Origin of the sequence: Priestia flexa NBRC 15715 (assembly GCF_001591565.1) — a bacterium.
GTDB lineage: Bacteria > Bacillota > Bacilli > Bacillales > Bacillaceae_H > Priestia > Priestia flexa.
On sequence record NZ_BCVD01000171.1, the window covers coordinates 1 to 6,057 of the forward strand.

The window sequence follows — 6,057 nt, forward strand, 5'->3', positions numbered from 1 at the left end:
TGCGCTACGCCACACGCTTTCCGCGGGGAGGAGTCGAGTTTTCTACGCTCCTTTCCACTCTGTTTCCAAACTGGTTTTTCCCAATCAACAAAAAGCCTGAACGATTAAAAGTTGTGAACTCTCAATTGTTCAGGTATAGTAGGGGCTGAACTACTTATGTCTCAATCTCGGCACAACACTCCACTACTTAGAGTGCTTCATTTTATCAACATATAAGTAATAACCAATTCCAGCTCCGCTAAGACCACTAGCAGCACAGATTCGCATTAAAACCACGAAAATGTCAATAAGTTCCATGTGTGACGTTTCAGTGAATCCTTCTCCTGAGTCCAATACCTCTTTATAAGGTACAAAAAACACGCCTATACAAAAGCCTAAAACAAGACCATATATAAAACCTTTTTCTACAAACTTTGCCAACCTAATCCCCTCACTTCACCCTTCCCATTATGAACACATCATGATATTCACCTGCATAGAAATGCGCTTTTTTTAGTTGCCCCTCTACTTGAAACCCTTTTTTCTCGTAGAGCTTCATTGCTTTTTCATTTGAGACATTAACCTCTAATTCTAAGCGGATCAGCCCTAAATAGTTGTCTGCAATGTCCAGTAGTGAATCCATAAGAGCACTGCCGACACCTTTTCCGTGATAGTCTGCATGAATAGAGATACCCACTACAGCAATATGACGTTGCTTTCCTGGTTTAACATGAAGACCAGCCATCCCAACCACTTTATCCTCAATCTCTGCCACCATTAAATGCGTATCATGATTCATACTGTTCATAAATTCGCTCGGTGTCTTCACACGCTCTGAAGGTACCGCTAACGTATGGCGCGCAACGGACGGCTGAATTCTAATTTCATGAATAGCCTCTGCGTCATTTGGATGTACGGGTCTAATTTTAAGATCAATCATTTCACACTCTCTCCTTCACGATATGAATAGTCTGGTTTCTTTTTCGTTTTCATCATCGTTAACCCCATGCCTCCGAAAATAAGGACAATGCCAACACTCTGTAAAATATCTGGTCTAAAGCCTGTTAGAAGCGTATCTAGTAGAATAGCTACCGCTGGATCTAAAAACACGAGAACCGAAATGACGTTTGACGATAAAAATCGTAAACTATCAAAAAACAGCAAATAGACGATACCAGTATGTATGATGCCTGTTGTAGCTACAACTATCCAGTTAATAGAAGATAGCTCAGAAAAAGAGTGAAAGCTAACGAGCGGAATCAGCATAAAGATTCCAACCAGGGTTTGTAAAAACGTTGTTGCATAAGGACTTAGCTCTCTAATCCCTTTACCTGCTAGCGTAGTGAATGCATAAAAGAACGCAGCCAAAAGCCCCCAAACCACCCCTGAAGAAAGTAAATCGCTCATTGATGTACCAGCAGTAATCCCTGAAACCAAAAGAGTACCGATAAAACAAATCCCCAGTGACATCACCGATATAAGGGTTAACTTTTCTTTATAAAGGATAGCTCCTAAAAGCAAAACAAACACCGGTGCCAAATGATAGATTGAAATAGCAACCGTAACGGACGTTTGTTCAAATGCTTTAAATAAAAATACCCAGTTTAACACAAGAAACACGCCACACACTAACGTTTGAAAAATATCTTTTTTACTCCACTTTTCTTCTTTATACTTTCCAGTTAACACCCAACAAGTGCTTAAAAATAGCGTCGCGCACATGCATCTAACAAAAACAAGCTCCACTGACTGTAAATTAGACCGCTCTGAGAAAAAGCCGATTGAACCAAAAATAACCATGGATACAATCATCTTCAGCTTAGCAGATGAAGAATTGAGAGATGCTTGATTGTGATTCATTCCTTGCACCTCCTATAAAATTGAATTTATTTTACCATAAATATCCTAACGGGACGTAACAAATCTTGAAAAAGGCTTTATTTTCTAAATAGGGTTGCTCATTGTATGTAAGCATGCTACAATTTTCACTAATAAATACGAGAGGAATGATGGATGAACAATGGATAACTAACCTAATTTTTTACATTTGAAATTTCATAATTTCAAGTCTTAAAAACTTAGGATTAGTCTGCCCATTTTTCAACCATCCCTACAAGCGCTCTGCTTATAGGCTTCTTTATGCGGGACAATAATGCGGACTCGACTAATCCTTCCAATGAAATTGGGAGGATTTTTTTATTCTCCCTGTACCGAAGGGATGATTCGATGTTAGAACTACTACAATTACAAAAATTGAAGCTTGAGTTAGATGAATACACGCTGTTTAAAGATGTAAATGTAAGTATCCAGCAAGGTGACATTATAGGTATTATCGGTAAAAACGGTGCCGGCAAATCCACCTTGCTTCGCTTACTAACTGGAGATATGAATCCAACAGATGGAAAAATTCAGCACTTTCAGCCCAACCTTTCCATTTCTATGGTCGAGCAAGAAGCAAGCTCCTACTTATTTGAAGACGTGTCATCATCAGAAGAAACGCTTTTAAGGAAATGGAACGTGCCAACCGGCAACTTTCAGCGGCTGAGCGGTGGAGAAAAATTGAAAGCCCGCCTTGCAAGAGGTTTAGCGAACTACTCTGACCTTTTATTGTTAGATGAACCAACAAATCATCTAGATGCGGACAGCACGGCGCTTTTAATCAAAGAGATAAAGAAATACCGAGGAACGATCCTTTTGGTTTCCCATGACCGCTATTTTTTAGATCAGGTCGCAACAAAAATCTGGTCTATTGAGAATCAAAAAGTTATTGCGCACAGCGGAAACTACAGCGACTATATGAAACACCGTGAACAAGCTCGCCTTACCCAGCAGCGAGAATACGAAAAGCAACAAAAAATGAAAGAGCGTATCAACAAACAAATGAAGCAACTTACCGCTTGGTCACAGTCAGGTCATGCACGATCAACAAAAGAAGAAGGTTTTAAAGAATATCACCGCGTCAAAGCCAAGCGTTTAGATTCACAGGTGAAGTCAAAACAAAAGCGTCTTGAAAAAGAGCTGGAAAAGTTTAAAACAGAAGCTCCCGCTGAGGAGTATCAGGTTCAATTTTCATTTACCTCAACCCATAAGCACGGCAACCGCTTTTTAGAAGTAAAAGAGCTGGAAAAATCATTTATAGACCGTGTCTTATTTAAAGAAGCAAACTTCACGATTCAGCACGGTGAGAAAGTAGCGATTATAGGCCCTAACGGCAGCGGGAAAACGACGCTTTTACAAATGATAATGGAGAACGAAGCGCCGACAAAAGGCGAACTATGGATTTCCCCTTCTGCTCAAATTGGGTACTTAACGCAAGAAGTATTTGACCTTCCGCTTGACCAAACCCCAAAGGAGCTTTTTCATCGAGAAACATTTGAAGCTCGAGGGCATGTTCAAAACTTAATGAAGCATTTAGGCTTTGTCGCGTCACAGTGGAACGAGCCAATTGCCAACATGAGTATGGGTGAGCGCGTGAAATGTAAGCTGATGAAGTACATTCTAGACGAAAAAGACGTGCTGATTTTAGATGAACCCACCAATCACCTTGACTTACCTTCTCGAGAACAGCTCGAAAAAACGCTAGCGCAGTACAAAGGAACGCTGCTAGTCGTTTCTCATGACCACTATTTCGTTGAAAAGGTAACTACCGTGCAGCTGGTTATTGATAATGAACGAATTAAAAAGCAGATACAAACATCAGGCGATACGCCAAGCACCATCGATGACAAAGAAAAGCTCCGCTTAACGCTTGAAACGGAGCGCCAGGAAGTACTTGGGAAACTAAGTTTTCTTACACCAAATCATAAGGGTTATGCAGAGTTGGATTTGAAGTTTGTGGAACTGACGAAGAGGATTAAAGAGCTACAATAAGCATTCACTACTATTCAATTATCCACTTTTTCTAGTAAACTTAAATGACAAGAAAAAGCGATTAGAAACTAAAGAGTCTAATCGCTTTTCTCTGTTTGAGCTATTCATTTAAGCTTCGTTTCTCACTTTATGAAATAAAGACATAATCAGCCAGATCACTGCTGGAAAGACAGTTCCTCCAATAATCATATAGGCTAGATAGGCTAGCAGGCGAGCTGAGTCATAATCACCGAATACCAAGACAAGAACTGCCATTATGACAAGAGCAGCTGGTATAATTTTCAACAAAGCAACTAAACCCTTCTTTTCCTCCACTTTCCATTTATTATTATAGGATGCGATGGCAGTCAAAGTTGCTGGAAAGGCAACAACTGTTAGCACGATACCAATCACAGTCAGCAGCGAATGTAAAACTCCAGAGCTCATCATCGTTCCCAACCACGCAAGCGCTGTGATTACTACTAATGAAATCGCGATATACCCCATGGAATTAGACAAGCTTTTATATTTTTCAACTAACGTCTCAGAGTCGCTATAAATTGCTTTTGTACCAGATTCTGCTCGAAACAAATGAATATCTCCTTCTGAAGTTACGTGAGACCACCCGGCGGATGCAAAAACATCAAAGTATTCATCTTCTTCTCCTACTTCAAGGGATCGGTAGTCTACGCTGTAGATATAGTCTGAGCTTTCTCCTTTTTCAAGCGTGTACCCCAAAAATTTAAAACCAGTAACGTGCCATCCTTTTAAAGAAAATCGGCGTAATTTTTTCATATCCTTCTCTTCAGCAAAAGCAAGGCCACCTGACATGATGTACTTGGTTTGTTTCATTCTTCATCCTCCCCCAATCCCGTTTCAGCTAGCTCAATCATCATTTTTCTAAGGGTTACATCTTCTCTAAGCACAGTTCTTCCTGCATCGGTAAGGAAATACGTTTTACGTCTTGAATCCGAAGCATCGTATAAGTAAATCCATTCTTTGTCTAACAGCTTTTTAATAATGGTATACATGGAAGCGGGCCCTATTGTAATTGTGCCCTTTGATGTTTCTTCGATTAAATTCATAATAGCATAGCCGTGCCTTGGCTTTGTTAAAGCTGCCATTATGTAAAACATTGAATCTGTTAACTGCTCTGTTTTTCCCAAATCCTCACCTCTTATATTACTTCAAGATATATCATATTACGATATAACTAAATAAAATATATCATAATGTGATATAACTGTCTAGATTGAATTTGGATTTTATTTCAAGATTAATGAAAGCAGAAAATAGGCCTTCCAAATACAAAAGTGCGTTCTCACAAGAGAGCGCACTTGAAGATTACCTTTATAAATGTTAACACTTTTATATAAAAGCAGTTTGTTTTTATTCCTCTTCTTCATCAAACCAAAAATCTAATAATACTGCGGCTATTTCTTGATTATCATATTGAACGTAAGCTGGATAGTAACCATCACCTATTCCAGCCATCGACACAACTCCACCAGGGACGATACCAGCTTCATATTCAGAAGATGCGACTGCATCGCAGCAAGCTACATAATACGTAAGACCTTCTTCATCCATATTAATCTCATGCACATTTTCCACTTCATATGTAATTGCGTCGTCTCTTCCATAAACGGATGCATCAAATATTCCTGCCGTAGCTGAATCTACTCCAACTTCTTTTCCGGTGTCAATCCAATTATCAGTCATTTTAAAATCAGTTTGCGTAGCTACTAATTTACTTATCGTAAAATCATCTTCATAGAAAACTGTTGCGGTCCACTCACCCCTTTTAGCAGGTTCTAATTGCCATGCAAAATCGTCGCTGTCGTCTACCGCACACTCAATTGGATAACACGGATCTGAGATGATAAGCTGAAGACCAGTCACATGAAAGCTACCTAATTTTTTACTATTCACCTTGTATTCCCCTAACTATTTATCTTGCTTCTAATAAAAATGGCACTATAAAAACATAGTACCATTTTTAAGTTATCTTTTTATGAATTATTAAAACTTATTAAATTAATGGCTTTTACCTTTCAGCGCTTTCACTACTTCTTTTGTTGCTTCTGCAATAAGCTTGTCGTCATACGAAGCATCTTTTTCATTACGACTTTTACTGGTTTAGACGTTTGGAGATTTGAATTCACGACATCTCTCCTTATCGAAATGTTATATTTTACTATTATGGCATAAATAGTAAAAAAAGAGTTT

At 38.9% G+C, this 6,057-nt stretch carries 7 protein-coding genes; 1 reads left to right on the top strand and 6 read right to left on the bottom strand.

Features of this window, described 5'->3' with window-relative positions:
• Positions 1–183: 183 nt before the first annotated feature.
• From BFL01S_RS18555 to BFL01S_RS18565, 3 genes are read right to left on the bottom strand one after another with little or no spacing between them, the layout of a single operon-like run.
• A complete protein-coding gene (locus BFL01S_RS18555; protein WP_061786602.1) occupies positions 184–420 on the bottom strand; it encodes a hypothetical protein in 237 nt (78 codons plus the stop codon).
• Positions 421–430: 10 nt separating this feature from the next.
• Positions 431–919: a GNAT family N-acetyltransferase gene (locus tag BFL01S_RS18560; protein WP_082802788.1), complete on the bottom strand. Its 489-nt coding sequence runs from the start codon at positions 917–919 to the stop codon at positions 431–433.
• Positions 916–1,839, bottom strand: a complete 924-nt coding sequence (locus BFL01S_RS18565) for a DMT family transporter (protein WP_061786603.1) — start codon at positions 1,837–1,839, stop codon at positions 916–918. Before BFL01S_RS18565 ends, BFL01S_RS18560 begins: the two co-directional genes overlap by 4 nt.
• A gap of 366 nt (positions 1,840–2,205) precedes the next feature.
• On the opposite strand from BFL01S_RS18565, the gene abc-f reads away from it, so the two are divergent.
• Positions 2,206–3,849, top strand: coding sequence for a ribosomal protection-like ABC-F family protein (gene abc-f / locus BFL01S_RS18570; RefSeq protein WP_061786604.1), 1,644 nt, complete (start codon positions 2,206–2,208; stop codon positions 3,847–3,849).
• Between the two features lie 108 nt (positions 3,850–3,957).
• On the opposite strand, the gene BFL01S_RS18575 is transcribed toward abc-f, so the two are convergent.
• The 3 genes from BFL01S_RS18575 to BFL01S_RS18585 all read right to left on the bottom strand — a co-directional run bounded on the left by BFL01S_RS18575 (position 3,958) and on the right by BFL01S_RS18585 (position 5,760).
• On the bottom strand, positions 3,958–4,680 hold the full coding sequence (locus BFL01S_RS18575; RefSeq protein WP_061786605.1) for a DUF2812 domain-containing protein: 723 nt from the start codon (positions 4,678–4,680) through the stop codon (positions 3,958–3,960).
• On the bottom strand, positions 4,677–4,994 hold the full coding sequence (locus BFL01S_RS18580) for a PadR family transcriptional regulator (RefSeq protein WP_025908014.1): 318 nt from the start codon (positions 4,992–4,994) through the stop codon (positions 4,677–4,679). The genes BFL01S_RS18575 and BFL01S_RS18580 overlap by 4 nt, the downstream gene beginning before the upstream one ends.
• 223 nt (positions 4,995–5,217) lie before the next feature.
• Positions 5,218–5,760, bottom strand: a complete 543-nt coding sequence (locus BFL01S_RS18585) for a DUF4241 domain-containing protein (protein WP_061786606.1) — start codon at positions 5,758–5,760, stop codon at positions 5,218–5,220.
• Positions 5,761–6,057 lie beyond the last annotated feature (297 nt).

Bases quoted from the DNA above. Each gene is read 5' to 3' on its own strand.
- BFL01S_RS18565 (WP_061786603.1), bottom strand. From the start codon at position 1,839: ATGAATCACAATCAAGCATCTCTCAATTCTTCATCTGCTAAGCTGAAG.
- abc-f (WP_061786604.1), top strand. From the start codon at position 2,206: ATGTTAGAACTACTACAATTACAAAAATTGAAGCTTGAGTTAGATGAA.
- BFL01S_RS18560 (WP_082802788.1), bottom strand. From the start codon at position 919: ATGATTGATCTTAAAATTAGACCCGTACATCCAAATGACGCAGAGGCT.
- BFL01S_RS18575 (WP_061786605.1), bottom strand. From the start codon at position 4,680: ATGAAACAAACCAAGTACATCATGTCAGGTGGCCTTGCTTTTGCTGAA.